Source organism: Sorangium sp. So ce887 (assembly GCF_051521455.1).
GTDB lineage: Bacteria > Myxococcota_A > Polyangia > Polyangiales > Polyangiaceae > Sorangium.
Genome location: NZ_CP150354.1, coordinates 295,908 through 322,763, shown reverse-complemented (window position 1 = coordinate 322,763; position 26,856 = coordinate 295,908). Strand labels below are relative to the sequence as shown.

General features: G+C 67.2%; 19 protein-coding genes and 2 pseudogenes. 11 read left to right on the top strand and 10 right to left on the bottom strand.

The annotated features are described in order from the left end of the window. Positions 1-31 precede the first annotated feature (31 nt). From WMF36_RS01310 to WMF36_RS01290, 5 genes are all read left to right on the top strand, one after another. Complete coding sequence (locus WMF36_RS01310; protein ID WP_437577738.1) at positions 32-712, top strand: (2Fe-2S)-binding protein; 681 nt, start codon at positions 32-34, stop codon at positions 710-712. A 3-nt stretch (positions 713-715) separates the two neighbouring features. Continuing rightward, positions 716-1,720: an FAD binding domain-containing protein gene (locus WMF36_RS01305; protein WP_437577737.1), complete on the top strand. Its 1,005-nt coding sequence runs from the start codon at positions 716-718 to the stop codon at positions 1,718-1,720. Beyond that, complete coding sequence (locus WMF36_RS01300) at positions 1,717-3,909, top strand: xanthine dehydrogenase family protein molybdopterin-binding subunit (protein ID WP_437577736.1); 2,193 nt, start codon at positions 1,717-1,719, stop codon at positions 3,907-3,909. The genes WMF36_RS01305 and WMF36_RS01300 overlap by 4 nt, the downstream gene beginning before the upstream one ends. An 86-nt stretch (positions 3,910-3,995) precedes the next feature. Then, positions 3,996-5,180 carry an XdhC family protein gene (locus tag WMF36_RS01295; RefSeq protein ID WP_437577735.1) on the top strand — a complete coding sequence of 395 codons (1,185 nt, stop codon included), beginning with the start codon at positions 3,996-3,998 and terminating at the stop codon, positions 5,178-5,180. Between the two features lie 193 nt (positions 5,181-5,373). Continuing rightward, complete coding sequence (locus WMF36_RS01290) at positions 5,374-6,426, top strand: hypothetical protein (RefSeq protein WP_437577734.1); 1,053 nt, start codon at positions 5,374-5,376, stop codon at positions 6,424-6,426. Between the two features lie 464 nt (positions 6,427-6,890). On the opposite strand, the pseudogene WMF36_RS01285 reads toward WMF36_RS01290, so the two are convergent. The 5 genes and pseudogenes from WMF36_RS01285 to WMF36_RS01265 all read right to left on the bottom strand — a co-directional run. Next, positions 6,891-7,295 (bottom strand): annotated as a pseudogene (locus WMF36_RS01285) (GxxExxY protein); the annotation flags it as partial. A gap of 365 nt (positions 7,296-7,660) precedes the next feature. After that, positions 7,661-8,830, bottom strand: a complete 1,170-nt coding sequence (locus tag WMF36_RS01280) for a right-handed parallel beta-helix repeat-containing protein (RefSeq protein WP_437577733.1) — start codon at positions 8,828-8,830, stop codon at positions 7,661-7,663. Positions 8,831-9,218: 388 nt separating this feature from the next. Continuing rightward, the gene (locus WMF36_RS01275; RefSeq protein WP_437577732.1) at positions 9,219-10,535 is read right to left on the bottom strand and encodes a hypothetical protein; all 1,317 of its coding nucleotides are present in this window, start codon (positions 10,533-10,535) and stop codon (positions 9,219-9,221) included. Between the two features lie 34 nt (positions 10,536-10,569). Continuing rightward, positions 10,570-11,208, bottom strand: a complete 639-nt coding sequence (locus tag WMF36_RS01270) for a peroxiredoxin (RefSeq protein ID WP_437577731.1) — start codon at positions 11,206-11,208, stop codon at positions 10,570-10,572. 215 nt (positions 11,209-11,423) lie between these two features. After that, complete coding sequence (locus WMF36_RS01265) at positions 11,424-12,746, bottom strand: S41 family peptidase (protein WP_437577730.1); 1,323 nt, start codon at positions 12,744-12,746, stop codon at positions 11,424-11,426. A 182-nt stretch (positions 12,747-12,928) separates the two neighbouring features. Here WMF36_RS01265 and WMF36_RS01260 point away from each other — a divergent pair, with 182 nt between their 5' ends. Next, positions 12,929-13,306: a hypothetical protein gene (locus WMF36_RS01260; protein ID WP_437577729.1), complete on the top strand. Its 378-nt coding sequence runs from the start codon at positions 12,929-12,931 to the stop codon at positions 13,304-13,306. 406 nt (positions 13,307-13,712) lie between these two features. On the opposite strand, the gene WMF36_RS01255 is transcribed toward WMF36_RS01260, so the two are convergent. Both WMF36_RS01255 and WMF36_RS01250 read right to left on the bottom strand, forming a co-directional pair. Next, the gene (locus WMF36_RS01255) at positions 13,713-17,234 is read right to left on the bottom strand and encodes a tetratricopeptide repeat protein (protein WP_437577728.1); all 3,522 of its coding nucleotides are present in this window, start codon (positions 17,232-17,234) and stop codon (positions 13,713-13,715) included. Then, positions 17,231-18,094 (bottom strand): zinc ribbon domain-containing protein, encoded by an 864-nt coding sequence (locus WMF36_RS01250; protein ID WP_437577727.1) that lies wholly within the window; start codon positions 18,092-18,094, stop codon positions 17,231-17,233. The genes WMF36_RS01255 and WMF36_RS01250 overlap by 4 nt, the downstream gene beginning before the upstream one ends. A 596-nt stretch (positions 18,095-18,690) precedes the next feature. Here WMF36_RS01250 and WMF36_RS01245 point away from each other — a divergent pair. From WMF36_RS01245 to WMF36_RS01230, 4 genes are all read left to right on the top strand, one after another. Continuing rightward, entirely contained in the window at positions 18,691-19,647 is a 957-nt protein-coding gene (locus tag WMF36_RS01245) for a hypothetical protein (RefSeq protein ID WP_437577726.1), read from the top strand. Next, a complete protein-coding gene (locus WMF36_RS01240) occupies positions 19,641-21,215 on the top strand; it encodes a serine/threonine protein kinase (protein ID WP_437577725.1) in 1,575 nt (524 codons plus the stop codon). The genes WMF36_RS01245 and WMF36_RS01240 overlap by 7 nt, the downstream gene beginning before the upstream one ends. A 662-nt stretch (positions 21,216-21,877) precedes the next feature. Continuing rightward, positions 21,878-22,153 (top strand): hypothetical protein, encoded by a 276-nt coding sequence (locus WMF36_RS01235; RefSeq protein WP_437577724.1) that lies wholly within the window; start codon positions 21,878-21,880, stop codon positions 22,151-22,153. A gap of 463 nt (positions 22,154-22,616) precedes the next feature. Beyond that, complete coding sequence (locus WMF36_RS01230; RefSeq protein ID WP_437577723.1) at positions 22,617-23,033, top strand: hypothetical protein; 417 nt, start codon at positions 22,617-22,619, stop codon at positions 23,031-23,033. A 368-nt stretch (positions 23,034-23,401) separates the two neighbouring features. Here WMF36_RS01230 and WMF36_RS01225 read toward each other — a convergent pair whose 3' ends face one another. From WMF36_RS01225 to ltrA, 3 genes are all read right to left on the bottom strand, one after another. Beyond that, entirely contained in the window at positions 23,402-23,764 is a 363-nt protein-coding gene (locus tag WMF36_RS01225; RefSeq protein ID WP_437577722.1) for a hypothetical protein, read from the bottom strand. A 442-nt stretch (positions 23,765-24,206) separates the two neighbouring features. Further along, positions 24,207-24,452 (bottom strand): transposase domain-containing protein, encoded by a 246-nt coding sequence (locus WMF36_RS01220; RefSeq protein WP_437577721.1) that lies wholly within the window; start codon positions 24,450-24,452, stop codon positions 24,207-24,209. 117 nt (positions 24,453-24,569) lie between these two features. Continuing rightward, positions 24,570-25,808 carry a group II intron reverse transcriptase/maturase gene (gene ltrA / locus WMF36_RS01215; RefSeq protein WP_437577720.1) on the bottom strand — a complete coding sequence of 413 codons (1,239 nt, stop codon included), beginning with the start codon at positions 25,806-25,808 and terminating at the stop codon, positions 24,570-24,572. A gap of 698 nt (positions 25,809-26,506) precedes the next feature. On the opposite strand from ltrA, the pseudogene WMF36_RS01210 reads away from it, so the two are divergent. Then, positions 26,507-26,737 (top strand): annotated as a pseudogene (locus tag WMF36_RS01210) (transposase domain-containing protein); the annotation flags it as partial. Positions 26,738-26,856: the final 119 nt, after the last annotated feature.

Sequence of the window (26,856 nt, the reverse complement as noted above, 5' to 3'; positions counted from 1 at the left end):
GCACGCCGGCCGCCGTCGCGAGGAGATCACCATGCAGGACAAGACGAGTCGACCATCGCCACTTCGTGGAGCCCAATCGAAGCAGGAGACCGCTGGCGAGCCGAACACCGGCGGCGGGCTGCTGGCGGCCCACCTCCTCACCCGACGTCAGTTCACCGCGGGCTCGATCGCAGTGGCCAGCGGGCTGTCGGCGCTCGGGAGCGCTTGCACGGGATGCGACACGCCGGCGAGGAGCGCGGACACATCCGTCCGGCTCCTCGTCAACGGCACGAGGGCCGAGGTCGACATCGACCTGCGCTCGTCTCTGCTGGATGTGCTCCGCGAGCAGCTGCAGTTGACCGGCGCCAAGAAGGGCTGCGACCACGGTCAGTGCGGAGCGTGCACCGTGCACCTCGACGGCCGTCGTGTCGCGTCCTGCCTCACCCCCGCCGTGCAGGCCGACGGCCGGGAGATCACGACGATCGAGGGGCTATCGCCGGAGGGCGGGCCGCTGCATCCCATGCAGCAGGCCTTCATCGATCAGGATGCGCTCCAGTGCGGATATTGCACGCCCGGCCAGATCATGGCGGCGGTGGCCTGTGTCCGCGAGGGCAACGCCGGGTCCGCGGAGCAGATACGAGAGTACATGAGCGGCAACCTGTGTCGATGCGGCGCTTATGCCGGCATCCTCGCTGCGATCCAGCAAGCCGCGCCGGAGATCGGAGGGACCTGAGCCATGCAAAGCTTCACGTACATACGGCCGTCGACGCCGGCGGAGGCGATCGCGGCCATGGCCGACGGCGGCCCCGGAACCCGGTTCCTGGCGGGAGGGACCACGCTCTACGATCTCATGAAGCTGGGCGTCGAGGGTCCTCTCAGGGTGATCGACATCACCCGCCTCGACACGCTCGCGCGCTTCGACACCTCCGGCCCGCACGAGCTCGTCTTCGGGGCGCTGGCCCGGATGAGCGATGTGGCCGCCGATCGCCGGCTGAAGGAGGACTACCCCGCGCTGTCGGAGGCGATGTGGAAGGCCGCCTCGCAGCAGCTGCGCAACATGGCGCGGGTGGGCGGCAATCTGCTGCAGCGGACCCGCTGCGCCTATTTCCGTGGTGGAGAGCCGTTTGCCTGTAACAAGCGGGCCCCCGGCAGCGGATGCGCGGCGCGTGATGGCATGGATCGCGGCAATGCGCTCCTCGGCGCGAGCGACGCCTGCGCCGCGGTGTATCCCGGGGACTGGGCCGTCGCGCTCGTGGCGTTCGACGCGGTGGTGGACACGCTGAGCCCGCGCGGCGAGCGCTCCATTCCCCTGGCGGAGCTGCATCGGGAGCCGGGCTCCACGCCGGAGGTCGAGACGACGCTGGCCCCTGACGAGCTGATCGTACGCATTCGCGTGCCGAGGTCCGAGGCGGGCCGCGGGTCGACCTATCACAAGATACGCGACCGCGAATCCTACGCGTTCGCGCTCACGTCGGCGGCCGTCGCCGTCCGGCTCAGCGCCGGCGTGGTCGCTGAAGCGCGGGTCGCCCTGGGCGGCGTCGCGACCCGGCCCTGGCGGTCGCCGGAGGCCGAGAACGTATTGCTCGGCCAGCCGCTCACCGAGGACGTCGCGCAGAGCGCTGGCCAGGCCGCGTTCGCGGCCGCGAGCCCGGGCGTCCACAACGCCTTCAAGGTCGAGCTGGGGGCGCAAACGATCACGGACGCCTTGATGATCGCACGACAGAGGGCAGAACAGCCATGAGCCATCCGGATATCCCCAGGGTCGACGCGCGCGAGAAGGTTCGCGGCGCGACCCAGTATACCGCCGATCACGCCCTCCCCGGGCTCGCCCACGGGATGCTGGCGGTGGCGACGATCGGCCGCGGTCGCATCCTGAGCCTCGATACGGACGCCGCCCGCCGCGTCCCTGGCGTGCGGATGGTCCTGACGCACCTCGACACGGCGGGCCTGCAGTCGGCCGGGTTCCTGCTCGGCGGCGGCTACGGTTTTCAGAGCCTGCAGCCCCTGCTCGGCACGGCGATCGCCTATCGCGGCCAGCCGATCGCGCTGGTGGTGGCCGATACGCTCGAGGCGGCGAGGGAGGCCGCGGCGCTCGTCCGCGCCACCTATGCGCAGGACGCCATCAGCGTGACGCTCGACGCGCCGGGCGCGGAGATCCTCGCGCAAGCGGACTCCCCGTTGCCGAAGCCCGCCTTCGCGGATCGGGTCGTCGGCGACGCGGACGGCGCCCTGTCGACGGCCGCGACGCGCGTGGACGCGACGTTTCAAGGCCCTCCCCAGCACCAGAACCCGATGGAGCTCCTGGCCACCGTGGCGGAGTGGTCGCGGGGGGAGCTCACGATCCGCGAATCGACGCAGAACGCCGAGGCGCTCAGGCACGGCCTGGCCAAGGTGTTCGGGCTGGCTCCGGACAGGATCAGGGTGCTCTCGCCCACGGCCGGCGGCGGCTTCGGTCAGAGAAACTCGTTGCAGGCACACACAGCGCTTGTCGCGCTGGCCGCTCGCGAGCTCGGCCGTCCGGTCAAGCTGGTGGTCCCCAGGGCGCAGATCTTCAACAATGCGAGCTTCCGCCCCGCCAGCCGCCATACGGTGCGGCTGGGGGCCGATGCATCGGGGCTCATGGTGGCCGCCGTGCACGAGATTGACCACCAGACCTCGCGCCATGACCTCTTCCCGCTCTCCTACGCGGATCTGACCGCGCGCCTGTACGGCATCGCGAATTTCCGCGGCCGCGAGCGCCTTGTCCGCAACGACATCCAGACGCCGGGCTTCGCGCGCGCCCCTTTCGAGCACATCGCCGCGTGCGCCTTCGAGACCGCCGTCGACGAGCTGGCGTATGCGCTCGGCCGTGATCCGGTCGCGTTTCGCGTCGCCAACGACGCAGCGACAGACCCGCTGACCGGCCGGCCGTTCTCGTCCCGGCACGTCGTGGCGTGCCTCGAGAGGGGCGCCGAGCGGTTTGGCTGGGAGAGGAGAACGCAGGCGCCGGGCTCGATGCGCCTGGCCGATGGCACGCTCGTCGGGTGGGGTGTCGCGCTCGGGGCGTACAAGGCCGCGACCGCGCCGGCCATCGCGATGCTGCGTGTGACCGATGCGGGCGAGATCTTCGTGAGCGTCGGCGGGCACGAGATGGGTCAGGGGATCCGCACGGCCATCGCCTCCACGGTCGCGGTGGATCTCGGCGTTCCGGCCGAGGCGGTGAACATCCTCGTCGGGAATACGGGCAGCGTGCCCCAGCACCTCACCGCGGGCTCGTGGGGGGCCGCCACGGCCCTGCCCGCGGTGCACCAGGCAGCCTTGAACATGCTGCGGGAGCTGGAGCAACTGGCACGCAACGGACCGGCCAACCGCACCTTCCAGCAGATCCTGCGTGACGCCGGCAGGTCGCACGTCGATGTCGAGGCGCGCCACCATGCGCCCGGCCAGCCCGACGCGATCTTCGACCGAGTCGCCCAGGGACTCCCCGCGGCCGCCGGCCCGGCCTATCCCGACTTTGTCTCCATGAGCTTTTGCGCCCAGTTCGTCGAGGTGCGGATCGAGCCCCGCACCCGGCGGATCCGCGTGCCACGCGTGGTGAGCGTCGTCGACTGTGGCCGGGTCGTCAGCCCCCGCACGGCGCGCAGCCAGGTGCTCGGCGGCGTGGTCTGGGGGATCGGCGCAGCGCTGCGCGAGGTGAGCGAGGTGGACCCCCGGTACGGCGGGTTCGTGAACGCCGACCTCGCGGAGTACGTGATCCCCGTCAACGCGGACATCGGGACGATCGAAGCGGAGTTCATCGACGAGCCGGACCCGCTCATCAACAGCATGGGCGTCAAGGGTCTCGGCGAGGTGGTGATGGTCGGCGTGGCGCCCGCGATCGTCAACGCCATCCATCACGCGACCGGGCGCCGCCTCCGCCATTTGCCGGTCCGTGTCGAGGACGTGCTGTAACCCCGCGGCGATCGCTCGGCGTCGAGGGCGCACGGCGCCACGCGCGAGGTGCGAAGATCGATTCGAATCCATGGGAGAGACCCCCGATGAACGAAGCACAAGCCATCATCTCGCTGTGGTCGGAGGCCGTTCGCGACGGCAAGGATGCGGTGCTGGCAACGGTGGTGCGCGTGGAGGGCTCGGCCTATCGACGCCCCGGCGCGCGCATGCTGCTCGTCGAGGACGGGCGCCGTGTCGGCTCGGTGAGCGGCGGCTGCCTGGAGGGCGACGTGGCGCGCAAGGCGTGGTGGTTGACCGGCAATGGGAGCCCCGCCCTCGTCCGATACAGCACGCGCGAGGAGGAGGAGGGTGAACGCCCCTATGACCTGGGCTGCGAGGGGGTGATTCACGTGCTGCTCGAGCGGTTGCGCCACGAGCAGGAGCCGGTCGAGCCGATCCATTTCCTTGCCTCGTGCGTGACGCGCCGGCGCGCGGGGGTGCTCGCCACCGTGATCGGCTCGCTCGACCCCTCGCGGGCGCGCGTCGGGGACCGCGTGACCCTCGATGCGGACGGCCACCTCGGCGGCCTTTTGCCGGACGCCGCGCTGGCGCGAAGCATCGCCGCGCGCGCCGCGGACTGCCTGCGGCGAGGAGCCTCCGAACAGGTGGCGTTCGGGGACGCGCGCGTGCGGGTCGACGTCTTCCTCGAGGTGGTGCGCCCGCCGCGCTCTCTCGTTGTGTTCGGCGGCGGCCACGACGCGGTTCCGCTCGTGCGTCTCGCCAAGGAGCTCGGGTGGCACGTGACCGTGGCGGACGCTCGGGCCCATTACGCCCGCCGGGATCGTTTCCCCGTCGCCGACGAGGTCGTGGTGACCGACCGCGCGTCCCCGCTCGCCAACCTCGTTATCCCGCCCGAAACAGCCTGCGTGGTCATGACGCACAGCGTGACGCAGGACCGGGCGCTCCTTCGAGCTCTCTCCACGGTTCCTGTCGCCTATCTTGGCCTGCTGGGACCGCGGCGCCGCACCGAGCGCCTGCTGGCCGAGAGCGGCGCGCCGACCTTCGCGTGCGCAGGCGGCCTGCACAGCCCCATCGGCCTCGACCTCGGGGGCGAGACGCCGGAGGAGATCGCCCTGGCCATCCTCGCCGAGGCGCAAGCGTGCCTGTCTCGTCGCGAGGGCCGCAGCCTCCGTGACCGCGCCGGCGGATCGATCCACCTGCCCGCGGCACCCCTCCAGGGATATTCCCGCAGAGGAGCCGCGGCGGCGCCGGCGCTGGTGCCTGAGGGGTAGACTTCATGTCCTGCCACACGGCCGCGCCGGAGCTGAAGGGCCGCGCGGCGAGCGCCCTTGCTGGGGGCCGGGCAGCTCGGCGAGGCCTCCTGCGCGACAATGAATGAGGTGCGTACCCCAGCTGGGGCGGGCACGGTACCGACGGCGGCCGGGGACCACGGAAAGCGCGCCCTCGTGCTACGGTCGGCGGCCTGTGCGCGATCGGGACTCCCTCTCTCTGCTCGCTGCGTTCCTCCTCCACGCGGGAGGCGTCGTCGCTGCTCGAGCGCTCGTGCCGCAGGTCATCGACGCGCGCGCGCAGACCGGCGCGGGCGAGGAGGTCGAGCCGCTCGTGTCGCTGGACATCGACGTCCTGCCAGACCAGCCCAGGGCGCCGGACGAGCTGCCAGTCGAGCCGCCCCAGGGCCTCGCGCGGACGAAGAGCGCCGACCCCGGCTCTCGGCGCGCCGCGCCGCGAGCGCGCCCGGCGGCGCCGCCCGAGGCGGATTCCGCACAAGCGTCGAGCGCCGAACCGGGGGCCCGCGAGAGCGCGCCTCCGGACGCGTACGACGCGCCTCCCCTCGCCGCCGCCCCTCCTGGCCTCGACGGTGTGCCGGTCTGGACATTGCCAGGTGTCCTGCCCGTGAAGCCACCGGCGAGGTCCATCGCCCCCAGACGCCCCCTCGCCCCCGGGCGCCCCGTCCCGCCGCGCTCCGCTCGGAGCGACGCCGACCAGGGCGGGCGAGCGCCCCTGCCGGTCTTTCCCGCCGCGGGCACGCTCGCCTCGGCCGTCGCGGAGGAGGTGTCGTCCTCCGTCGCGCCGGACGTCGCCGACAGCTCGTTCGAGCTCACCTTGAACGCGAAGGGCCAGCTGGTCTCGGTGCGCTTCCTCGGGGCAAACGCGGGGAACGGCGAGGACTGGCGGCTCATTGCACAGGCGGTGTTGAAGCGCTTCTCCGGGCAGGCGCTGTCGATGAACGGCGATTTCGTGGCCGGGAGCAGGGTCACCGTCCACGTGAGCAGCCGGGTCGTCATGCCCGACGGGACGGGGCACGGGACCCCGGCGCCGATGTGGAAGCATGACGGCGGCAAGCCGATCGTCCGCGAAGACTCGCGGGATGACCGCTTCAGGTCGCCTCATCTCGCGCCGTCGGCTGACGAGAAGAAATTCTCGCTGATGTTTCAGATCGATCAGACGAACATCGGCGCGCAGCGCCGGAGGGTCGTCAGCACGCGGATCGAGGCCGTGCCTGTCGCGCTGCCATGACGCGCCGGAGAGCGAGCCAGGGCCAGCCGCTCTCGCCGAAGCCCCGAGCGCGTTCGCGAGGCTCCCCTGGATCAGGGTGGAGCGGGGCCGAAGGCGAAGCAGCGAGGACCGGAGACGAGCGTGCCTCGGTCAGCGGGCGGAGCGCCGGCGCAAAGGCCGCCGCGCACCACGAAGCAGGGCAACCAGATGGAACAAGCATCAATGCAGTTGCTAGCACCAAACGCCCCCGAGCCCTTCGGAGCGTTCACTGACGACTTCCGCCTCAACGCATGTTGGGCGGAGAGGAAGAAGGAAAGATTCACAGGGAGGCGGGGAGGCGGGGAGGCGAGAGATGAGGATCAGTCATTCAAACCAGCAGGCTCGGCGCTGACGGCTTCGGGCGGCATCGATGCGGGGCGGCTGGTGGTGCCGGGGTGGTCGTCTTCGGTGCGACACCGGGAGAACCGGACAGCCTCCGCACCGCGGCGTACCAGGCGTCGGATCCCGCGGCGGAGCACCGGCGTGTTGAAGTTGACGAGCAACCCGACGTCCAGGTCCGTCAGCTTCAGGTATGTGAGCACCTGAGCTTCATGGACTGGCAGCAGGTGATCGACGGCCTTGAGCTCCAGTATGAGCCTCTCCTCGACGACAACGTCGAGTCGATAACCACAGTCGAGCGTGGCTCTCTTGTAGGTCACTGGAAGTGGCCTTTGCCTCGCGAAGCTCAAGCCCATGAGCGACAGTTCATGACACAAGCATTGTTCGTAGGCAGACTCCAGGAGCCCGGGGCCGAGGTGGCGGTGCACCTCGATGCACGCTCCGATGACTCGCTCGGACAGCTCCCACAATCTTCTCGTTTCCCTGTCTCGCTGTGCCCCATCGATGCTCATGGCTATCTATCGACGCGGGACCAGCTCTGGTTGCGCGAAATTGACATCACCGGGAACCACCCTACAAACGAGCGACCTGAAAGCCGTCGACCCCAAGCGAGCAGGCTCGGACGGTGGTCCCCACCTCTCGCCTCTCCCCCTTGGTCTGTATATCTCTCTCTCCTCCCCGTCTCCCCGTCTCCCTGTGTACTCTCTCTTGCTCTGTCTCCCGCCCAACAAGCCGCGGGGGCCGACCGCGCTTCGGGGTGTCGCGTCGTGATGGGGTTCGCCGCCAGGGGCCGGCTGCCGTCAGACGCACGGCCTGTGCTGCCAAGTGCTGCGGAAGTGGATTCTGGCAGCGCGAAGGGCTTCGGGGGCGTTTGGTGCTAGTCGTCGCTTGCAAGATCGACGAACAGCATACCCGGCGTCACGAGGAACGAGTGTCTATCTTGCCCCGTAGCTCGCCGCCAGCTCGCGAGGCTGATGATCGTATCACCGTTGTCCCTGCTGAAGCGGTCCACGACCACGTTGTAATCGCTCTTGAAGCAAGGGTCCTCCGCGCCACCCGAATAGATCAGGATCGATCCCCTGTTGAGGCGCGGCGTGTAGAGGACGTTGCCCACGATCTTGTTACACCTCGGGTTGGAGATGCCGTCAGGTGATTGGGGGATGTTGACCACCCAGCGGCTGTCTTCCGCCATCACGATGATGTTGCTGTAGACCTCGTTGCGGCTGGAGCCTTCGCTGCCGTCGATCGCATAGAGAGAGAGCCCGCTCGCGTGGTTGTTGTAGAGCAGGTTGTTCCGGATGACGCTGTCGCTGACACCATCGCAGTTGATGGCTGAGGCGCCGCCGACGCCGTTCTCCCAGATGATGTTGGCCTCGACCGTGGCGAAGCTGATGAGCCCGTCGCCGGGTGTGATGGTCCTGTCGCCGTTCATGTGAACACCGGCCGCGAAGTTGTCGCGGAGGAGATTGCCGCGAACCACGGGAAAGTCGCCGCTGTTGCTGATGTAAACTCCGTGCTCGCCGTTGAGCTCGGACTCGTTGTACTGGACGACCACGTCGTCGCTGAACGCCGTGAAGATCCCGGTCCTCCCGCTGCTGTGAACGTGGCATCTCTGGACGGTGATGTCGCGCGTGACGCGCACGTCGACGCCGGAGCGGGCGCCGCCAACGATCTCGAAGCCGTCGATCACCCAGTGCTTAACGACGCCGTCGAACGTCTCGACCTCGATAGTGCTTTCATGCTGGCTGTTCGTCCCGGGCTCGAGCACCACGGCTCCCCCGGGTGGCTCTGCTCGCAGGGTCTTGGGCCGGCCGGCCTCGCCTGAGCTCTCGATACGACACCCCTCGTAGAGCCCCTCCAGTACGAGGGCGGTATCGCCAGGACCGATGGTGTCGACCGCATACTGGAGCGTCGCCCATGCCGTCTCATGGGTCAAGCCATCGTTGCCGTCGTCGCCGGTGTCGTCGACATAAAATGTCGTCGCCAGCGCCGACCCGTGGATCAGAGCGACCGCAATGAACGTCAACAGGGATAGAGCGCTATTCATATACAGCTCCTGGATCCATCAAAAGGATGTTGAACATCACGAACGAACGCGCGCGCGAGCGAGCACTCATGAGCGTCCCGGGGCGCCGACGTCCTGCGTGGCGCTGGGCATCCTCGGCGTTGCGCTCGAAGAGCGCCCAGCACGGTCCGAGATCCCTTCACCCCGAATCGTTCAGCCAGGACAGCGGGTCACGGTGGATCGCAGACCTCGCCATCGACGCCGCTGCGGGTACCGCGGCAGACGGCGTCTGCGTCTGTTCTGCGCGGAGATCTTCTGGGCGAATTTCTAGAGATTATCGAAAGCGGAACAATGATAAACCCGGAAGAGCACGCTCGCAATGGTTAAACGCGTCTCGCCGCAACGGAGACGATGACGTCGTGGCCGGACGTCAGTCCGTGCGCGACGGCGCCATTCCCTCGTCTGGCAGGTACAGCTTGACGTCGTCGAACTCGGCGGTGCCCTCGTAATAGTTGATGTGCGGGTCGCCGAAGAAGAAGTGATCCGGGTAGGCCGACCCCGCCGGCCAGGTCTCGAAGGTCCTGCCGAAGTCGACCGTCTCGTTGAAGCCCGGGCCCTCGAGCTCGTCGGGACGCTGGTTGTAGTGCCACGTCACCGGCGGCTCGCGAAAACCCCGCCGCGCCGCGTACGTCGTGCGGCCGCCGTGGTGGAACCTGCCCGCCGCGGACATCGCATAGCCCTCGCCGTCGCGCTCGACGGTGAACACGTAGGTCTCCCGGTCGAGGTACTTGTCCACGAAGACGGGGCCGTCCTTCCACCCGCCGGCCGTGTACGACGTGAACCCGTTGCCCGTCCAGGGGCTCCCGAACGCGTCGCCGCGGAGCCAGATCATGCTCACGTAACGCGAGCCGTCCGTCTCGGCCCGGCCGGTCACGGGGTTCCAGACCTCCGACCAGGGGCCGTCGTCGCCGAAGTTGTTGTCGGTGTCCATCACGACCTTCCGGTGATGATGGATGAAGACGTTGTTGTGAGGCGCCGGCCGCGCGTGGTCGGTGATGCAGAGGAAGTAAACACCGTTTCCAAATGTGGCGGACAGCGGCTTCGTGCTCCGATCGGTGAACCGCCACGGGTCGGCCACCTCATCGCCGTCGTAGCCGTTGATCTTGCCCCGGTGCGTCCAGCTCCCCTCGCGCAGGCCGCCGAAGTCGATGTTGGAGACCGTCACCTCGACGCGGTACCGCGCCGGCAGGGGCGCGGTCGAGCGGAGGATCGCGCCGTCGACATGGCGGGTGGAGACGAGCCTCGCCTTGCCGCCGATCGCCTCGAAGCGGCCGCCCGTCTCGGGGACGCCGTCGCGATCGCTGTCGCGGCCGTACAGCTCGACCGTGAGCCAGCCCCCCTCGCCGTACGTGAAGGACTTCCGGAACGAGCGGAACCTCCGCAGCCCTTCCCGGAACGCCTCGCCGCCGCGCGCGAAGAAGAACTCGCCATCTTCGTCGAAGGCATCGACGTGGTAGGGGCTCGCGTCACCGTACGTGTCCTCGGTCCACTCCGCCGGCTCCTGGAACGGCGCATCGAAGGTCTCGTGGTGCACGAGCCTCCACCCGCGTCCGGCGGCCGGCGCCGCCGGCTTCGGGGCGTCGCCGGTCGCCGCGAGCGTCTCGCGCGCCGGCGCGCGAGAGCACGAGCACGAGCACGCCGCGAGCGGCAGGGCGAGCACGGCGAGCAGCCGCGTCACGGAGGGCATACAGGACAGGCCCGAGCGCCCTCGCCGCGCCGCCTCAGCGGTTCGGCTGCGGCGTGAGGCGCAGGTACGGGCGGACGGCGTTGTAGCCCTTGGGGAACTTCTGCTTCAGGACCTCGGGGTCCTGGAGCGAGGGGACGATCACCACCTCATCGCCGTCCTTCCAGTTCGCGGGCGTCGCCACGGAGTGGCTGTCGGTGAGCTGGAGCGAGTCGATGAGGCGCAGGATCTCATCGAAGTTGCGCCCGGTGCTCGCCGGGTACGTGAACGTCGCGCGGATCTTCTTGTTCGGATCGATGAGGAACACCGAGCGGACCGTGAGCGTGTCGCTCGCCTGCGGGTGGATCATCCCGTAAAGGCTCGACACCTTCCGGTCCACGTCGGCGAGGATCGGATAGTTCAGCTTCGTGCGCTGCGTCTCCTCGATATCGACAGACCAGCGCTTGTGCGAGTCGACGTCGTCGACGCTGAGGGCGATGGGCTTGACGCCGCGCTTGTCGAACTCCGCCTTGAGGTGCGCGACCGCGCCGAGCTCGGTCGTGCAGACCGGGGTGAAATCCTTCGGGTGCGAGAACAGGATCACCCACGAGCTCCCGGCCCACTCGTGGAACCGGATCTTCCCTTGCGTGGACTCTTGCTCGAAATCAGGCGCGATGCTTCCGAGTTGCAGGCTCATACAGTGTCCCTCCTTGGCCGCGGCGCTACGTCCGCTATGACGGAGGAATCTCCGTCAAGCCGCTCAGCGTGTCAAGCCGGTCGCTGCGGTCTTTTGCGCTGGCGCCTCGCCGGCGGCTGGGCCTGCCGGGCGGCGCCGGCCCGGGCAGCCGCCGGGCCCTGGTTCCGCGCGTGGGCAATCCCGTGAGCGGGAAATCCCGTGAGGACGAGAGGGCCTCAGAGCGCGCCGACCTCGCGCCGGAAGCCGTCCCAGGGGATCTCGCGCGGCGGTGCGGAGCGTCGCTCGCCTGCCTCGCCCGGCTCCGCCGGGGTCGAGCACGCGCCGTGCTCCAGCAGGTGCAGGGCCTCGGCGAGGCACGTCTCGCCCGTGTCGCCGAGCTCGGCGTCGAGCGTCTCGTGGGCGGCGCAGTCGGGGGCGAAGCCTTCGTAGAAATCCCCCTCGTCCTTCGCGTTGAGCACCCGGAACGAGATCGGGTGCAGGCTCTTGTCGCAGTAGGTCCACCCGTGCATGCCGACGGGCTTGCCGTGCGTCGTCGAGCCGACGATCTGGACGTCCATGTAGGCGCGCAGGCTGTTGATCAGCGTCTCGCTCGCCGAGGCCGTCGCGCCGGTGGTGATGACGACCAGCCGGGACAGGGGGAGCGCCGGCGGGTCGAGGTCCTCGAACAAAGCCCGCTTGTCCCAGTCGACGTGCCGGTCGTTATGCGCCATGACGTCGAGCAGCGCGCCGCTCTCCGCAGGCCGGTGGATCAGACTCGCGAGGTGCCTCTCGACGGCGAGGCGCCCGCCGCCGTTGTAGCGCAGATCGAGGACGAGCTCGTCGATCTCGCTGTCCCTGAACATCGCGAAGGCGCCGTCGAGCTCCTTTGTGGTGGGCTCGATGAAGGTGGTGAGCACGAGGTAACCGACCGTCGCGGCTCCCGCCTTCAGGATCCGCGGGTTCAGCACCGTGGTCATGGGATACACGGCCTTCCGGACAGCGACCGTGAAGACCTCGGCGCCCGCGCGCTCGATCGTCAGCGAGACATCGACGCCCTCCTCGTCGGGGCCCGCCACCTCTGCCCAGAGATCGTCGCTTACCTGCTCGACATCGATCTTGTTGATGGCCAGCACCCTGTCGCCCCGCCGCAGGCCCGCCGCCCCCGCGGGCGAGGCCGGATGGACAAGCGCGAGCCGGAGGTTGCCCTCCAGGTCGAAGCTCCACCGGACGCCGAGCCCGAGCGTCTGCCCCTCCTCGAAATAGGCTTCGTATTCGCTCGTGGGCGCGATGTAGCTCCAGCGGTCTCGCGACGTGTCGACGAGATCCTCGAGCAGCGCCTCGGGCGAGGGGTAAGCCCGGTGGTCCACGTCCGGCACGCGGTCGTACCAGAGATAGGCGTCCTTCATCAGATCGAACAGGAACCGGTTCTGCCCCTCCGTCGAGCAGTCGTCCGCCTTGGGCTCCGACGGGCCATCTGACGCGGTGCAGCCTCCGGTCAAGGCGGCCGCCAGCGCGAGGGTGCATGTGGAGAGGACCGCGACAAGCTTCGAAGCGACCATGCCCCGCAGCACATCACGGAAGGGAAAGGGCGGGCAACGCCGATCGGAGGCGGGAGCGCGGCCCGCACCGGATTGCGGAGGTTCGGCCCTGGTGCGGCGGAGGGATTTCAGGGCCGCCCGGCTCCCGGCGAGGGGGTCCTCCGCGCGGGGAGCCTACCGTGGACGGGGAACCAGGGACGAGCTTGGGCAACGAATTTGAGGTGGCGAACCGGTGCGATCCGTTGCCTGTGCCGGTGCTTCTGGGGCCCTTGAACCCGGATCGCACCCGTTCGGAAGGCATCGACCCAACCCGGGCCCAACCGGCAAGCCCCGGGCTCCGGGAGCTCGCGATGGTCGATCCGTCGCCGCCGGCCGCCGTGGTCGCCTCGCTCGCCGACACGCTCACTCGCGCCGTCGCGCTCGGGGACGACGAGGCGGCCCGGGTCGTTCATGAGGCGCTCGATCGGCTGCGCGGTCATCCGCCAGCACCAGAAGAGGGTGCGAGCAAGGCCGCACTGGAAGCAGCCCACCGCATCGGGACGGCATGTCCCCAGCTCCGGCAGGAAGGCGACTGCCTCTGAACGACGTGCTCCCGCGCAGCGCACAGCGGCGCCAGTTGTGCGCCGCTATACGAGGGACAGCTTTCCACCGCGGTTCCGCTGGCCCACAGCACCGGCAGGGGCGGGCGCCATTCCACGGGCATGTCGAGGCGCGCGCCCCGCTGGCGCTGCACTGGAACTTCGGTAGGTGCGGACGGGCCCGCTGCGGATCCGCCAGCCGAGGGTGCCGGTCGCCGCTCTCCTCGCCCACCTTGGAGAGGGACTCCGCATGGTCATCGCCGCCGGGTTGCGGAGGTCGCGAGGCGCTTCACTCTGCGCGGAGACCAGGGTTGATGTTACAATGCTACATTGCCGACGCGAGCGTGATGGTTTGAAGAGCAACAAGCTCGCGCCTGGTCTGCAAGGACCCATAACGATTCCGGTTAACTCAGGCGGCTGCGAGTACGCAGTCGATCTCACGCTGCATCAACCAATCGTCATCGTGCTGCGGCGCTGCTTGCGCAATGAAGCGGCGATGGAGCTCTGCACGCAGCTCACGGATCAATGGAGGAGCGACCGGCGAGAGGCGTCGGTAAACTTCTGCAGCCTGAGCGACCTGACCTTGCATCCCCAAGGCATGGACGCGGATCAAATTGGCCGGCTCTTGCAGAAGCGGCATTTGAACGAATTCGAGCTGAGCAACAGCGACGGCATATTCTTTACGACGGATCCGGACAACGGCGAGAGCACTGAAAAAGTAATCGCGCTCGGCTACCCATGGATTTTCTGTTATCCCGCGCACAAATACAGCTGTTGCGGCTTCGATATCTCCCGTACGGAGCAGGATCATCCCGCGGATGTGGTAACCAATCCATTCATCCCTAGTTACGGGACTGTCGGTCGGTAGCTGCTCAAGGGCCTCCGTGGCGCACCCAAGGGCCACGAGAGCACATGCCCGCCCACATTTAGCCACCACGCTATCAGGGTGCTCTTGAACGACCTGGTCGTACGCTTCAAGCGCCTCGCCCAGCTTACCTTGAACCTTGAGCACCTCCGCCCGCCCACTCTTTGCCACCACTTCAGCCGGGTGCTCTTGAAGAATCTGGTCATAAGCGGCTAGCGCTTCACCCAACTTGCCTTGGGCCTTGAGCACCTCCGCCCGCCCGCTCTTCGCCGTCACGTGAGTGGGATGTTCCCGAAGAATCTGGTCATAGGCGGCGAGCGCTTCGCCGAGCTTGCCTTGGGCCTTGAGCACCTCCGCCCGCCCGCTTTTGGCCACCACGCTATCAGGGTGCTCCCGAAGGATCTGGTCATAGGCGGCAAGCGCTTCGCCCAACTTGCCTTGGGCCTTGAGCACCTCCGCCCGCCCGCTTTTCACCACCACGTCAGCCGGGTGTTCTCGAAGAGTCTGGTCATAAGCGGCAAGCGCGTCACCCAACTTGCCTTGGGCCTTGAGCACCTCCGCCCGCCCGTTCTTCGCCGTCGCATGAGTGGGGTGTTCCCGAAGAATCTGGTCATAGGCAGCGAGCGCTTCACCCAACTTGCCTTGGGCCTTGAGCACCTCCGCCCGCCCGCTTTTGGCCACCACATTATCAGAGTGCTCCCGAAGGATCTGGTCATAGGCGGCAAGCGCTTCGCCCAACTTGCCTTGGGCCTTGAGCACCTCCGCCCGCCCGCTTTTCACCACCACGTCAGCCGGGTGTTCTCGAAGAATTTGATCGTAAGCGGCAAGTGCTTCGCCCAGCTTGCCTTGGGCCTTGAGCACCTCCGCCCGCCCGTTCTTCGCCGCCGCATGAGTGGGGTGTTCCCGAAGAATCTGGTCATAGGCGGCAAGCGCTTCGTCGAGCTTGCCTTGGGCCTTGAGCACCTCCGCCCGCCCGCTTTTGGCCACCTCGTTACCAGGGTGCTCTCGAATGATTTGATTGTAGGCCTCAAGCGCTGTGTCCAATTTACCTTGGGCCTTGAGCACCTCCGCCCGCCCGCTTTTCACCACCACGTCAGCCGGATGCTCCCGAAGAATCTGGTCGTAAGCCGCAAGTGCTTCGCCCAGCTTGCCTTGGGCTTTGAGCACCTCCGCTCGCCCGTTCTTCGCCGCGGCACCGGTGGGGTGCTCCCGAACGACTTGGTCGTAGGCGGCGAGCGCTTCGTCAAGTTTGCCTTGGGCCTTGAGCACCTCCGCCCGCCCGCTTTTGGCCACATCGTTACCAGGGTGCTCCCGAATGATTTGATTGTAGGCCTCAAGCGCTGTGTCCAATTTGCCTTGGGCCTTGAGCACCTCCGCCCGCCCGCTTTTCACCACCACGTCAGCCGGATGCTCCCGAAGAATCTGGTCATAAGCCGCAAGTGCTTCGCCCAGCTTGCCTTGGGCTTTGAGCACCTCCGCTCGCCCGTTCTTCGCCGCGGCACCGGTGGGGTACTCCCGAACGACTTGGTCGTAGGCGGCGAGCGCTTCGTCAAGCTTGCCTTGGATCCTGAGCACCTCCGCTCTCCCACTTTTGGCCACCACATTATCAGAGTGCTCTCGAACGATATGATTATAAGCGGCAAGCGCCTCGTCCAGCTTACCTTGGACCTTGAGCACCTCCGCCCGCCCGCACTTTGCTACCACGTCAGCCGGGTGTTCTCGAACAATCTGATTATAAGCGGCAAGCGCCTCGCCTAGCTTGCCTTGAGCTTTGAGCACCTCCGCTCGCCCGTTCTTCGCCACGGCGCTACCGGAGTGGTTGCGTAGAATCTGATCGTAGGCAGAGAGCGCCTCGTCTAGCTTACCTTGGGCCTTGAGCACCGCCGCTCGCCCACACCCGACGACCACGTCTCCCCCTAATGCCAATGCACGTTCATACGCCTCGAGAGCGCCAACGAAGTCACGCGCGTTGAGCAAAGCCTTCCCATGCTGGGACCATGACCAGACATCGCTCGGGCTTAACATGACGCTTCGTTGAGTAAGTTCGAGCTGCAGCGAGAACAAGCGGCGCCTCTGCGACTCTATAGCTAGATCACACAGTGATTTAGATGCATACTTGGCCCCTCCATGCTTCAGCTGATAATCAACAAGATTTTCGATCAGCTCACGCACCTGGAGAAATTCACCCAAATGCATCAAATGCACGATGTGCCGCTTCTGCTCCTGGACGTTGCGCAGCACTTGGACCTTGTCGAACGATGGACGAGTCGTTTCACCTTGCTCCACAGCTGACATCTGCTCTGAAGCCACAGCGTCGATCGCACGCGCCACAGGCTCGTTCGGCACAACTGAGAGCTCACTCCTCGCGTGATGCAAAGCACCTATCCAGCGCGAAATTATTTCGGTGCAATTATGCACAGACAACGCAGGCGCGCTCGTCAGCATAGTCGCACCCAAATCGCTTGTACCGCGGTTCGCAGCTAATGTTTTTACAACATTTCGAAACATTCCATCTCTGGTCATTGCTGTCAAGGATCGTCTACGCTCGTCGGCGTCACCGAACACTGTGATGGGAATCGTGTCCCAGGCATTCCACGCTACCTCGACCACCGGCTGGACTGCCACGAGCATTTCTAAGAATTTTGCAACCAGATTCGCAGATGTTCGGCGGCTGATGCCAAGTGCCCCATCAACATCTAACGAGGCCGGAATGGGTCTCGTGTAGAGAACGGCCTCGAGTTGCGCAACTACTGCCTCCGAGTTAAAAAGCGTGTTCAACTCGTCTGCCGCTTCCGCGCGGAGATCGTCCATGTGTTCAGCGTCGAGGAGGATGAGCGCTATATGGAGTGCCTCGTCGGCCCTAGTATCTTCTTCCAGGCATCGCTGCACGTCGTTGAGCGTCACGTCTTTTAGAAAGCGCAAGTCTCGCGCATCACCGAGCAGAAGGCGCACCTCTTCGGGGCGCCTTGGAACTTGGCGCTCGATCTCGTTCACGTTGACAGAAAAGAGAAGTCCCTCTTCTACGATGATCGCCAAACCTGCCCGACCGGAAATTGCGGCGTTCATTTTTGCACCTCAAACTCAACACCGCACTTCGCCAAATCGGCTTTCAACGCACGCAGAATGATCTTCGTTGATCGCCGCTTGCCCTGCCGTGTAACTGCCACCCGTTCAAAGGTGCGGATCGTCATCGGCCCATATACGTGCGCCTCAACGAAGTGGTCGTCGTCTGACGTCGCGCCCTGACGAAGAAGAAGGCTGGGGAATTGATCCCTCGTCGTCCCGGGATTGAGTTCACAACCTAGTTTGACGGCGCAGATCTTGGCGCGGTCGTCCCAGGTGGTTCGGTGGCCACGCGCGCAAATTGAGGCATCGACCATTTTTACGCTGCGGTGCTTTATAAACACTGCTGAGTTCTCTTCGAGAACTGTGGTCCGGTGTGCGACCATCGATGTTCGCAGTGTCATTGAACAGTCTCCATAATTCGATAGACCGACAGCATCTAATGTCAGAGCTGCGAACCTAATTTTTTCCTTATAGCCCGGAAACAGTGCTTCGTCGGCCTGACGTCGTAAAAAATCCCACTCATTTCCGTCGGGTAAGCGGACCTCAGCGTCCGTGAGCTGGTAGTACGTGGCGTACCCCTCCTTGTGACTGCTCGCCAGGCGCTGCGCCTCTCGGAGCGGGCGAGCGATAACAGCTTTGGAGTCGTCGAGTGCGACCATGAACTCTTCGAAGAGCGCAAGCAAACCGCGCGCAGAGGCTTCGTCGCGGGCGTCCCGAAATCGAGCGTCGAAAGCCGCGGTCTCTTCCGGCTGCGTGACGGCACGTACGTTGGGAAATAGACCCGGACGAGCACAGTGCGGGCAGCGTTCTGCCGAAGCAGGAATTTCGTGGCCGCACGCGGGGCAGGGTAGCTCTTGCATGACTTGTGAACAGCCTACCGCTTTGCTCCGCTCTTTTGTACCCTTTCGGGTGCGCACGGGCCTACTAGCCAGACGGCCCGCTGACCTACGCCCGGCGTGCCAGCCTGTCCGCGCACGTGGGCGAGCTCTGCGCTGACGGCGGAGACAAAGTTCTCGCCGTGGCCGCCTCAGCTGCGGTCATGGGACCGGGCGTCGTCCCTTGCGGTCCGCATCGGGAAGGGTGGTCAGCATAGAGAGCGCCTTTAGGGCCCGGACCGCGCCACTCCGCCCGCTCGGCGCCTCGCCCGCCGACGATCTCGACCCCGTGCCGCGCGCCGCGCACCTCGACGCCGGCGAGCGCTCCGACCCGAACCCGCGTGTCCGGCGCAGCGCGCCTCGCCCCTCTCGCATCATGGACCGCGGCGAGAGTCGTCACCGGTCGCGGCGCTTTTCCAGGTCGCAAACGAGAAATTTCGTCGCTCGATCACAATGCACGCCCCGGAACACGCGGCACTTCTGCACGCTCGACCGCGTCGACGCGGTGGTATGAAACGCAGCGTCGCGCTGGATGGGCCAGCGCGGCGCTGTGGTCCCCCTCGTTTGCCCCGAGCTGAACCGTGCGTGCCTCTATTCTGCTGATCCATCCACGGCAAGCGGCGGCCCTGGCCCTCGTCCTCGCCTCCGCGTTCCCCGTACAGGCCGCGGCCGCGGACCCTCCTCCCCGGTCCCGCGAGGTCCAGGAGCTCATCAAGGAGGCGGAGAAGGCCGCCAAGCGGCTCGACCTCGCTCGCGCCCGCGAGCTCTGGGCGCGGATCAACGAGCTCGAGCCCTCGACGATGGCCGTGTGTCAGCTCGGCGTGTTCGACCTGCGCCTCGGCCGCCTCGAGGAGGCCGCGGCCGAGCTCTCCACGTGCGTCGCGCAGATGCCCGCGCCGACCAACGACGTCGAGCGCCGCCGCTACGAGGTCCGACGCGCCGACCTCGCGGCCGTTCGGCAACGCGTGGCCGAGCTCCACGTGAGCGCCCCGCCGGGTACGGCGCGGCTCCTGGTGGACGGTCGCGAGGTGAGCGCGGACGGCCCCGTCTTCGTCGCCCCTGGACAGCACGAGGTCACGGCGACGGGCAAGCAGGGGCAGGTAGCCCGTGCGCTCGTCAAGGTGACGGCGGGGCAGTCGCGGCGCGTCGTCCTCGCCTTCGAGGCCCCGAAGGCCGCCAGCGCTCCAGCGCGGGCGCGCAACCCGTGGACCCTCGGCACCGGCGCGGCCGCCTCGGCGGCCCTGCTCGGCGCCGGCGTCGGCCTTCACCTGGCCGGCGACGCCGCGGAGAGCGAATCGGCCGCCAAGGTGTCGCGCCTTTCGGACGGCTCGATGCTCCCGAGCAGCGCGCAGTTCCGCAAGACCTACGACGAAGCGCACGCGGCGAACACACGAGCGGGCCTGTTCCATGGCTTCGGCTCGGCTGCGCTCGTCGCAGGGGCAGCGCTCGGTGCCGCAACGGTCGTGTACGTCGTCTGGCCGCGGAAGGCCGAGATCCGCACGAGAGGCGCCGGCGCGGAGGTCCAGCTCGTATGGTAGCCGCCGGCGACGTCTGGGAAGGCCACGAGCTACTCAACGAGGAGCGCGGCTTGCTCCGTCACTTCCTCGCGCGGCAGATCGGTGACACGGGGGCTCTGGTCTGGTTGCACGTCCACGAGGGCGCGCGCCTCGATGCGGGCCTGTTCGCCGAGGAGATCGCGCGCCTGCAGCGCCTCGCAGTCGAGGTCCCGGAGGTCGTCCCCGTGCTCTACGGAGGGGTGAACGGCGCCGTGGCTTGGGCAGCGTCGCCTGTGCTCGACGACGCGATCCCGCTCATCGACGCCACGCGCGGAAACGACCTCGGGCCGGCGGATCTCGAGGTGCTGATCGACGTCGGCCGTTGTCTCGTGCGCGCTCATGAGCTCTCCTTCATCCACGGCGCCCTCAGTCCGGACCGGGTCTTCGTCGGGGGCGATGGCCGATACGCGCTCACCCACTTCGGGTTTGCCCGTCTCTTTCAGCTCGGCCCGGAGGACGCTCGTCAAGATCCCTACGGGTACGCACCGCCCGAGCTCTTCTCGGGTGGTCAGCTGGGACCTCGCGCGGACGTATACGGTTTCGGCACGATCCTGTACGAGCTCTTGTGCAAACGCGCCCTCTCGCCGTGGACCCGACCCCCGAGCTTTCCCAGCGGGATCCCTCCGATGCTTCAGGTGATGATCCAGAGGGCGCTTGAGGAGAACCCCAAGCGACGGCAGCCGAGCATCGACGAGATGCTCTCTGTCCTGACTCCCTTTGCCCGCGCGTGGGAAGAGCTTGGCGCACCGCCGGCCCCTCACCACGCGGACATCTTCGCCGAGCCGTCCGGCGCTCGGCACAAGTCGGACGAGGCGGCGGCCATCCTCGTGGAGGACGAAACGGACGCGTTCGCCTCGGGTGAAGAGGGAGGGCGAGCTGGCGAGTTCCCCGCGCCCCGCCCTTCCGACGTGCCCGACACGGTCAAGAGCGCGCCGCCGCGGGACGCGGCGGACAGCGTCACCGACGCGTCCCCGGTCGCCACGCGGCGCCCTTCCGAGACGCCCGCCACCCTTAAGAGCGCGATCCCGCCGCGGGACGCGCGGGACAACGGCAACCACGTGCCTCCGGTCGCGCTGCGATCGCCTCCAGCGCCCGAGCTACCGGACCTCGAGCCGATGCTGCCGGTACCGCCGGTGCCCTCGACCCCTCCGCGTTCTCCGGTGCTGCCGGCACCACCGGTGCCCTCGACCCCGCAGCGTTCAAGCCATACCCCAGGGCGACGCTCCCCCCCGCGCTGGTTCGGCGCGGTGCTCGCGCTGGCGTTCGTGATGGGCAGCGCGGCCGCGGTCCTGCGGTGGGAGCCCCCGCGTCACGTCGCGCCGCGCCTGGGGCCAGTGGTCCAGGCCGCGGCGGGTCGAGCCGCTCCGCCGCCCTCAGCTCGACCGATCGATCGGTGCCCTGAGCCGCTCCCAGGGGCCGCCCCGCCGCCCGTCGCGGCGCGGTCGCGCACGAACCGGCCCGCCGCTCCCACACGGCAGACCACGAAGATGCCGGCGCAGGAGCCCGATCTCTGTGATGGTCTGCTCCCTTGTCAGAAGGTCTTTTACTGAGCAGCAGAGGGGTTCCCATGCGGTCGACATCTTGTTTTGCCTTCAGCATGGCTGCGCTGCTCGGTTGCGGGGAGGACATCGAGATCCCCAGGCCCCGGACCGATGACAACCCAGTGTTGTTGTGGGTCGGCGACACGGCAGATTTTCCCATCTGTCCGGGAGGTCGGCTCGACTACTGGGAGGGATGGGCCGCTGTGAGCACCGACCCTCAGTACCAGAACGAATGCGGGACGTGCGCGTGCAGCCCTGCCGCATGCGTCCTGCCGGACAGCGTGCAGACGCACGAGGCGCCTCTCTGCGCTGACGAAGGGGTCAAGGTTCATTTCGCCGGTGCAGCCGACCCGCCGGGGCACTGCGTCAAGACCTCGCCCCTTGTCCCTGGCGACGCGTTCGCCTCGGTCACCATCAAGCCACCTACAATGGCTCCCAGTTGCGATCCCTCGAAGCAGCTCACTCCACCGCCCCTCAGCGGGCGCTTCGCACGAGCTTGCCCGTGGACCGGTGAGTACGTTGCCTCCTTCGATGGGCTAGTGTGTATCGCACCCGAGCACGACGGCTTGTGCCGACCGGGCTTCTCCGCGCGCTTCGAATTTCAGGAGAAGATCAGAGACGCTCGTACCTGCACGCCATGCGAGTGCGGCGCCCCCGTCGGTGGAAGCTGCGTGGCGGATGTGATGCTTTTCAGCGACGCGAGCTGCTCGGACATGCTGATCTCGATCAATGGAATCGGCACAGAAGAGGAAATTTGCTACGGCGCACCTGCTGATTCGCCTCTGGCAGGCGTGCGCGTGGTGTTCGCACGGGACGAACCGGGCACGTGCTCGCCAACAACTACCGTCTCTTTGGTGAAGGGCACGATTGAGAGCGGCGAGACCCGAACATTTTGCTGCTCCAGCGCGGACGTGGTGGAGGTGATTCATGGCAATGCTGACGATTGACCAAGGCCGTGGGATAGCTGCTGCGATGCGCTGGGTTGCACCCTCCATGCTGGCCGCATGTGTGCTCATTGGCTGCTCTTCACCGGTGCCCGACGACCTGCCCGATCCAGATCCGAGCCAGCTCATCCTGCTCTACGGCGGCCAACCGGAGTACGCTCCACGATGCGAGGGCAAGGTCTTGTGGGAAGGGTGGGCGGGGACGCCCGGGCCGGTCGAATGCGAGCCTTGCGAGTGTAGTCCATCCTCCTGCGTGCTCCCGCAGAGGGTGCTCCTACACTCCTCGTCCCGTTGCTCCAGTAGCGACCTCGTCGATACGATCGATGCGGGCAGCAGCTGGGATGGGACATGCTTTCCTCTTACCCACCCCATACCGAGCGATTCCTACGCTTTTGTGACGATCGAGCCGCCGCCGGTAAGTCACTGTGAACCTGTCTCTCCGGTGCCTGCACTGCGGCGGACCAACATGGAATTCATTCGGGCGTGTGAACCGGATTTAGACTTCATCCCTACGGCGTTCCTTTACTGTTACCCCCCGCAGGCGAACGGAGAATGCTGGGACTCCTACCGGAGGCGGCGGGAGATCCCCCTCTACAACGACACGCGCACGTGCAGCCCTTGCTCCTGTAGCGAGCCGAGCCGCGACAAGTGCCGCGTACAGACCACGGTGTATTATCAGGCAGACTGCTCCGAAGAGCTCGGAGCCGTCTTCGTTTCCGGGCTGGATGGACCGCTCTGCACGGATACGATCGACGGACAGATCGGTGCGATTCGGTCTATCCTCGTGAAGGACGAGCCGACCTGCGCCCCCTCGACCGACTCCAAGGTGGTGAGCGGCGAGCTGGAGCCCGGTGACACGCACGTGCTCTGCTGCAACCGTTAGGACCGCCCCCTACTCCTGGACCCGGGCCTTCACCGAGACGGGGAGGCGGCCGAACTCGCGCTCGCGGCCCTCGTCGTCGGCGCCGCGACCGAGCTCGGCGAGGTGTAAACGGCGGCCGTGCCCGCGTGACGAGCACGGCGATCGCGCCGATCTCGCGCTCTTCGAGCTCGCCCAGGCCGCCCGCCAGCGATGTGACCGCTGCTACCTGGAGGAGACGATCCCTGGCCGAGGTGCAAACCGCCAGAGCTCCCTCGCGGCGAGTACCGCCACGGCCCCGCCGCCGCAGGGGGCGCCGCCGAGCTCGCCTTGAGCTCCTCGCCTTCCAGCCGCTCAACCCGGCGAGGTGGACGGCGGTCGCCAGGGGAGGGCTACACCGGATCCACCCAAGTCCACACCTCCGAGAAGAGGCACATGTAGATCGTCGCCTCGCCCATCAACACCACGTTCATCGCCACATCCGGCTCCACCTCGTTCCCGATCTCCGGCGGGATCGGCCGGTAGCCGGGGTACGTAGCCTCGATCTCCCGGGCGACCTCGCGCGCCGCCGGCTCCTCCTCGGGGATACCGGGGAGGTGGATCCCGTAGTATGGCCCGAGCAGGGACACGTGAAAGCTGAGCGCGGTTTCGTCGGTGAGCCAGATGCGGGCCGAGTACGCCGGGTCGGCCCCCCCGGACAACAGGTGGAGCGACTCGTTTTGAAGGCCGTATCGATCCCCCAGCCTGTCGATCATGGCGTTCCACCTTGGGGACTCCGCTCGCCCGCGGTTTGCGGCTTCCACCAGGCGGCGGAGCTCCTCCGTGTCCTGTATCCGTCCTGTAGACCCCATCCTCGCGTGGTGCGCGCCGTCGCCGTAGATTCGCGACGCGATGCGAGAGCAAGAGCGGTCTGCGGCGAAGGATGGCTGGGCCCAGCAGCGAGCGGAGGAAACGGCGGTCGACGCCGAGGTCGACGCCCGCGTGCACGTCGCCCGCAGGCGCGCTGCGGCGAAGCCGCGTGCCGCCGATGCCTCTGCCGGGCCCGAGTCGTCGACAACAAGGCGCCGGAAGCCACGCGTCGACCACGCGAGCGTCGAAAAGGCGGCACCTGCGCGCCAAGGCCGGCGAGCGGCGCGCCCGGTGGGCGCCAAGGCGGCGTCCGTACCCGCGGCAGTGGAAGGCGACGCTGAGCAGCGATCAGCTGGGCGTCGCGGCTGGCGCCCGGGGCCACGGACCTGCCGCGAGCCGCTGCCGAGCGTCGGCGTTCTCGAGGGTCTGCTTCCAGGACTTGGGAGCGAGCTCGAGGATCCGCTCAGGCGGCCAGGTTGGCAGCAGGATCAGCACGTCGCGCAAGTAGGCCCAGGGCTCGATGCCGTGCAGCGCACAGGAAGCAATGAGCGACACGATGGTGGCGTTCCACTCGGCACCGTCCTTGCTGCCCACGAAGAGCCAGTTTTTCCTGTTATGTGGAGCTCCACATCACAGGTCGGGTAGCCCCGGGCGGTTACCCGCCCGGGGCCCCCACAGATCCGGACGTGCGCAATTTACGCATCCGGCTCTTCACGACGCTGACTCGCTCCGAGTCAACACCCCGCGTACGATGCGTGGCTTTGGCAGCTCGTATCGTCGCAGAAGGGTGTTGTACCGCTCCCAGGAGATGTGCGCATGGCCCGAGCGGCGTCCAAGCCACTTACGCCACGTACGCTCCACCTCGAAGCGCAGCCTATCGAGGCTCCCGAAGTTCCCTGTGACTCCGAAGTACCCGTAGTGGCCACGCAGTTTCTGGCTGAGTGTCGCGTGCTGCTCCTTCATCGGCAAATGGCGGTTCTTACGGCACCAGATACGGAATGCGCGCATGGTGCGCGTGAACCGATCCTTCGCCGTCCGTCGCCGGATGACCCACCGCCCCCTTCGGGAGCGGGTCCACAGATGGGTGAGACCAAGGAAGTCGAACGTTGCCACACGCCGTTGTCCCCGCGGCGGCAGAGCCGCCCGGAGCGGTGGGCGTTGAAAACGCAGCATCCTCGTCTTCTCGGGGTGGAGCGCCAGGCCATACTTGGCAAACCTCTTGCCGAGAACGGCCATGACGCGCCGAGCGTCCTCCTCGCACGTGAATCCTAGAACAGCGTCGTCCGCGTACCGGACCATGTAGGCTAGCCCTTTCAGGCGAGGCTTAACGGTCCCCTCGAACCACGTGTCCAGTACCTCGTGCAGGAAGACGTTCGCCAACAGGGGCGAAATCACCCCACCCTGTGGTGTCCCCTCGGCCGGGTGGTGAACGCTTCCGGCCTCGAGCACACCCGCGTGGAGCCACTTGTCGATGAGACGGAGCAGTACGCCGTCTCGGATCCGCTGGCGCAGAATCTCTCGCAGGTGTCCGTGATCGAGCGTATCGAAGAACTTCCGAATGTCGATCTCGATGACCCACCCACCGTTCATCGCCATGGCGCCGCTCCACAACGCGGCGAGCGCGTCGTGCGCGCCGCGGCCCCGTCGGAAGCCATACGAGCAAGGCAAGAAGTCCTGCTCGTAGACGGCCTCCAGAATCATGACTACGGCCCGCTGGAGCACCTTATCCTCGAAGGTCGGGATCCCGATGGGCCGCGTCTGCAACCCATCGCCCTTCGGGATGTGGACACGCCGGACGGGCGGTGCTCGGTAGGTCCCGGCCTTGGCCTGGAGGAGCAGGTCCTGGAGGTTAATCTCCAGGGCCTGCGCGTACTCCGCGGCCGTCTTGCCGTCGACCCCCGTGGCCCCGTCCTTCCGCGTGCGGCGAAACGCCTCACGCATCCACTCCATGTCGATGTGGTGGGCGAGCGTCGTGAGCGGTCGCCCGCGACAGGCCCGCGCCATCTCTGCTACCCGGCGCAGTCTCGGGGAGATGGTGCTGGGGCGCGAAGTCCCCGCCATCGTGCCCTGCGCCGGCTCCTCGTCGCGGCGCCCCCTTCCCTCCGCGGGGTTCTTGCGGCTCGGTTCCCCCGCTTCGCTGGTACTATGAGGCGCTCCGACGCCTCTCGTCGCCTCCCGGCGCGCTTCGTTTCCTTCGCTTGCCAGTACCGTCGCTGCGCCTCGTGTTCGCTCTCGATCGCGCGAGCGCCCCGCGATCGAGCCTGGGGATTGCTTGGACGGGTCCCCGGCCGTCTCCGACGACGGACGACGAGAGGCCTCCCAGGTTCCTGGAAGACCCTTGGTTCGCGTGCCCTGGTCTCCGACCCCGGCGAGGTCGACGGGCTCGACCATCTCCTGCCCGTCGATGCTGCCTTCCGCTTTCTTTACAGCGTCGGCCCCCGCACCATCAGTCCTTTCGGGGCTCAATCCCACGGCCCGCTCCCTTGCTGTCTACGCTTCGCAGCCGAGGTCGCCCTCGGTCCACGCAAGACTCGCTTCCGGCTGCTGGTCTGCTCTACCGGGCGGGCAACGTGCACCCGCTGGGTCTCGAATGAGGTTTCCGCTTGTTCACATGGCTTCCTCCTCAACCAGGCTTCTCCTGGCGCACGAAGAACTACTTGTTCGCAGGCTCCGACAAGGGCGCTCAGCGCCTGGCCATCGGCTACACGATCTTCGGCTCGTGCCGGATGCACGGAGTCAACCCGCTCGCCTGGGCGACGGACGTCATCGGCAAGTTGCAGGCGGGCTGGCCGCGCGGACGGCTAGACGAACTGCTGCCCGACGCCTGGGCGAACTCGTTGCTCGCTGCTCCGAGCGCCGGCGACGCCGACGCGACCTGAACCACGCGCGCTTTGGTCGGCGACACAGGTGGAGGCCACGTCACCGGGCCCTCTTTCAGGACCGCCTGTGCCCGCGCCGAGTCGTGGGCCGGCGCCGCCCCCCGCCCAACATCGTCGAC

Excerpts from the sequence above, each read along its gene's own strand:
- WMF36_RS01310 (WP_437577738.1), top strand. The coding sequence starts at position 32 with ATGCAGGACAAGACGAGTCGACCATCGCCACTTCGTGGAGCCCAATCG.
- WMF36_RS01305 (WP_437577737.1), top strand. The coding sequence starts at position 716 with ATGCAAAGCTTCACGTACATACGGCCGTCGACGCCGGCGGAGGCGATC.
- WMF36_RS01300 (WP_437577736.1), top strand. The coding sequence starts at position 1,717 with ATGAGCCATCCGGATATCCCCAGGGTCGACGCGCGCGAGAAGGTTCGC.
- WMF36_RS01295 (WP_437577735.1), top strand. The coding sequence starts at position 3,996 with ATGAACGAAGCACAAGCCATCATCTCGCTGTGGTCGGAGGCCGTTCGC.
- WMF36_RS01280 (WP_437577733.1), bottom strand. The coding sequence starts at position 8,830 with ATGAATAGCGCTCTATCCCTGTTGACGTTCATTGCGGTCGCTCTGATC.
- WMF36_RS01275 (WP_437577732.1), bottom strand. The coding sequence starts at position 10,535 with ATGCCCTCCGTGACGCGGCTGCTCGCCGTGCTCGCCCTGCCGCTCGCG.
- WMF36_RS01270 (WP_437577731.1), bottom strand. The coding sequence starts at position 11,208 with ATGAGCCTGCAACTCGGAAGCATCGCGCCTGATTTCGAGCAAGAGTCC.
- WMF36_RS01265 (WP_437577730.1), bottom strand. The coding sequence starts at position 12,746 with ATGGTCGCTTCGAAGCTTGTCGCGGTCCTCTCCACATGCACCCTCGCG.
- WMF36_RS01255 (WP_437577728.1), bottom strand. The coding sequence starts at position 17,234 with ATGAACGCCGCAATTTCCGGTCGGGCAGGTTTGGCGATCATCGTAGAA.
- WMF36_RS01250 (WP_437577727.1), bottom strand. The coding sequence starts at position 18,094 with ATGCAAGAGCTACCCTGCCCCGCGTGCGGCCACGAAATTCCTGCTTCG.
- WMF36_RS01240 (WP_437577725.1), top strand. The coding sequence starts at position 19,641 with ATGGTAGCCGCCGGCGACGTCTGGGAAGGCCACGAGCTACTCAACGAG.
- WMF36_RS01230 (WP_437577723.1), top strand. The coding sequence starts at position 22,617 with ATGGAATTCATTCGGGCGTGTGAACCGGATTTAGACTTCATCCCTACG.
- WMF36_RS01225 (WP_437577722.1), bottom strand. The coding sequence starts at position 23,764 with ATGATCGACAGGCTGGGGGATCGATACGGCCTTCAAAACGAGTCGCTC.
- ltrA (WP_437577720.1), bottom strand. The coding sequence starts at position 25,808 with ATGGAGTGGATGCGTGAGGCGTTTCGCCGCACGCGGAAGGACGGGGCC.